General features: G+C 43.4%; 1 protein-coding gene. It reads left to right on the top strand.

What is annotated here, in order from left to right; translation table 11 throughout:
• A partial coding sequence (locus tag F6K57_RS38565) for a DUF2157 domain-containing protein (protein ID WP_293073864.1) occupies positions 1–3803 on the top strand: 3803 nt, incomplete at its 5' end.
• Positions 3804–4040: the final 237 nt, after the last annotated feature.

Raw genomic sequence — 4040 nt, 5'->3', positions numbered from 1 at the left:
TGTTTATGGTGGTGGTATCCTCTGGGGTACTGGCTGCTAGTCAATGGGACAATTTCCCAGCTGCTGGACAGTATGGAGTATTGCTTGCCTATACCTTGAGCTTTTGGGGGATTAGTGCTTGGACAACCAAACAAGGGAATTTACCGTTAACGGCTCAGACCTTGCGAGTTGTAACTCTGTTGCTGATCCCAGTCAATTTTTGGGCAATGGATGGCTTTGGTTTGTGGCGTCATCCCTTAAATTGGCTAGTGGTAGCAGTGGCGACAGTGGTACTAAGTGCGATAGTACTAAGTTCGATACTCTTAGGTCGCGGCTACGGGAACGGATTTTTACGATTACGACAACAAAAATCATTTCCCTTACCCATTATTAATTATTTAGGTTTGAGTTACCTAAATTGGGCTTGGGGTATCCCTGGATTTCCCATAGGAGCAGTCTATTTGGGCATCGGTAGCACCATCGCTACCTTATATATAGAATCCAGAAAGAAAAATTCAGCATTTATTTTTGATGTTGCTGGCTTCCGCATCTTAGTTTATGGCATCGGCATCCTGCTATTTAGAGCCATTTTTGTCATAGGTGTCGATATTGAACAACTGGGGTTAGCTATTGGGATGTGTGGTTGGTTTCTCTACTGGCTATCCCAAAAGCCTCAGGCACCATCTGTCCCCGTCTCCCCGTCTCCCCGTCTCCCTATGATTTGGTTAGGGGGTAGCTTGCTGGTGCTGGGTTGGCTAGTTTGTGTAGCAGCTGAGATTCCTTGGCAAGCCATGATTGTCAGTGGGCTAGGGGTGTGGTTATTTGTCAATCGTTTACTAAAATCTTGGCGACGTTCCGATTTAGCCGCCATATTAGCCATTGGCTTACAGATGGTTTGGCTTTCATGGCGATTGATTCCGCCATCAATACAAACCTCGCTACTGGAAACAGCAACTACGTTAACCCATTCCCAAGAAACTCCCTATGTATTGTTGAGTTTAGTACTGTTTCCCTATCTGGTTTTAATTGTTGGGTTAGCAGATTGGTTATATCAGCGCAAAAAACATGATCTGGCAGAATTTGCAGAAGTCATTGCACTAGGAATAGGAGTTTCTCTAACTACTCTATGTTTTTCCAATCCCCTGTTACTCACGATTAATGGTATTAATTCTGCTATCACTTTAGGGATTGTGACTCAGCGACGGGATAGGTTAGGGATTAAGCATCATCTGCGCTTAAGGGTCTACCTAACCCACAGTAGTGCGATCGCAACCGTTATCAGTGCCATTAACTATCTCTTTCCCAACCTACATCTAGGCGGCTTTTCAGCAATTTTATTAGCCCTGATGCTAGCAGAATGGAGCTTGAGTTTAAAGATTCCCGCTACTTCTGACTATGTCAAGATTTGGCGAGAGAGTGCTTGGCACTTGGGTTTAACTTTAGCTGGTCTGAGTTATGTATTATTGTGTGTTAACTATAGTCCCTACGACGTTAACCCAGATAGTTACCAGAGAGCATGGGGTCTGTTGTGGCTAATCACTCCATTATCTCTGACTGGATTAGCACGTGGTTATCGCAGTTGGCAACCCCCTCAAGACAAGTTTGTGATCCGGTTGAGTGTAGTTGCTGTCATCCTATCCCAATTGCTGATCCTAGGAATACCAGGAATTAGGTTAATCAGTTTAGCATCCGCTACAGCACTGATGTTGGTTAATACCCGCTATTTAAAGCAATTAACATCAGCAGCAATTACCGTAGGATGCGGCATCAGCTTAGTCGGGTTCCTGCTTTGGGATGGCATCCTTGGGTTTCCCCAACCGTCCGGACAAGATTGGTTTGTTGTTGGAGCGATCGCTATTTTAACCTTATGGTTATGGCAAAGCTGGTTACTTCGTATTAGCAAGATACAGGATAACCAATCACAATTCAAAACTTCAAATCAACAAGCCAACCTACCCGAAGGGAACGCCAAAGGCGAACAACAAACTAACCTTCAACCTTCAACCCTTCAACCTTCAACCCTTCAACCATCCAACCTTGGCCAAAAGGCCACGCTACGCGAACAACCATCTAACCTTCAACCATCTAACCTTCAACCATCTAACCTTGGCCAAAAGGCCACGCTACGCGAACAACAAACTAACCTCCCAAAACTCTATGCACAAGCAATGGATGGGTGGGCGATCGCACTGTGTATTTTTCAGCTAATTCTGCTGACTTGTTATTCTCTGATAGTCTACATTGGGTTTTGGTCACCAACATGGTTTATGCTCATTGTAAATGCAGTGACCTTAGGAGCGATCGCGTATCGCAGTTTTCCTTATCCATCCAACTGGGCTATTTATGGGATTGGTTGGAGTGTGGAACTGTTAACTACAGAAACGCTGGGCTTAACAGAAGCGCTGGGCTTATTTGAGCATTCACTGATCAATTTAGCCATTGCCAATATAATATTAGGACTAATTGCTCAATTGTTAGGAGATTGGTGGCGACGCCGATCTAATCTCGACAAAATACCTAGTAGCTGGCATATTATTCCACTACTATACGGTAGCTTAGGACCGCTCTTACGTTGGGGAACCTTTACCAATTGGACAGGTTTATCCTCTTTTGCCCTAGCAATAATTGCCATTGGGGTAGGGCGTCGCCGTGCAGAATTTAAACCTCTAATTTACCTGGCGCTATTTGGGATATCGGTTTCTGCCTATCAACTGTTGTTCTATCAATTATCCCAGTTAGGAGGAGGAGCAAGAGGGGATGGATTGATTATAATGGCAGTGCTTGGCACTAGTATTATGTACGCCTATCGGGTATTTTCTCCTTGGCTGAAAGGATATCTACATTTTACCCCAAAAGAACTAAAGGTTATTTCCTATCTCCATTGGATATGGAGTAGTTGTTTGTTGATAGCAGCAACAACTGAGCCCATTGAATCCGCTATGATGCTGGGATTTAGTACTGGCGCGTTTTTAGTTATCTATGCTATTTCTCAAGGACGGAATCGGTCGAATCCCTTGCTTGGAGAAATCTGGGTTTATTTAGGTTTTGCTGAAGCATGGGGGATGCGGCTGTATTGGATTAATACCCCTGTGGCGCGTCTGTTATCCGGACCATTAGTGCCTTGGAAAGGTGCGATCGCATCCTTAGTCGCTTACTTTTTGTATTTCCTACCTTGGGAAAATTGGGGTTGGTCAAAACGTCCTTGGCAAATCGCTGCTTTCTTAATCCCCCTGATTGCCATTGCAGAAAATCCCTATAGCGGTAATTTAGCTAGTTTGCTGATTATCGCAGCTTTCTATATTATTCTCGCAATTTTTAATCAGCAAATTCGGTTTACCTTTATCAGTGTAATAGTAATTGACTGGATGTTGCTCCGCTGGTTTGGACAACTACACTTAACTGCTGCTCTTTGGTATGTTCTCCCCTTGAGTTTATCCTTACTCTATATTGCCCAAGTCGATCCCTATCTAAGCCAACCCCCCCAAAAACAAATACGTCACAATCTCCGGTTAATCGGGACTAGTATGATTTGTTTGGTTTCCTTTTGGACTGCTCAATGGCTTGGGTTATTAACTGGGGGAATTAGTGTAGTGCTAATTTTTGCTGGATTGGCGATGAAAGTAAGAGCATTTCTTTATGTTGGGACGGGAACATTTTTAATTAATGCGATCTACCAACTACTGATTTTTAGCGTTGATTATCCATTTTCTAAATGGGTGGTAGCGCTGTTTGTGGGAATTGGGTTTATCTGGATTGCTGCTACCTTTGAAACTCGCCGTGATCAGATTACAGCTTGGATGAATCAATTCCAAAGTTGGGAATAAGTTTTGGTTGGAAGTTGAAGTTTTAAGGTTAAATGTTGAAGGTTAAAGGTTAAATGTTGAAGGTTGAAGGTTGAAGGTTGAAGGTTGAAGGTTGCAGGTTGCAGGTTGCAGGTTGCAGGAGCAATGCTGCATGAGGTTTACCAAAAAATCACTGATGGTAACGTTTACGCCATGCTCTTTTTTTTATGACTTTTGCGCCCTTAGTCCCAATCTAGGATTTCCAAATAGATTATAAAA

It is taken from the genome of Moorena sp. SIO4A5 (genome assembly GCF_010672005.1).
Taxonomy (GTDB): Bacteria; Cyanobacteriota; Cyanobacteriia; order Cyanobacteriales; family Coleofasciculaceae; genus Moorena.
This window is presented reverse-complemented; position numbering and strand designations above follow the sequence as displayed.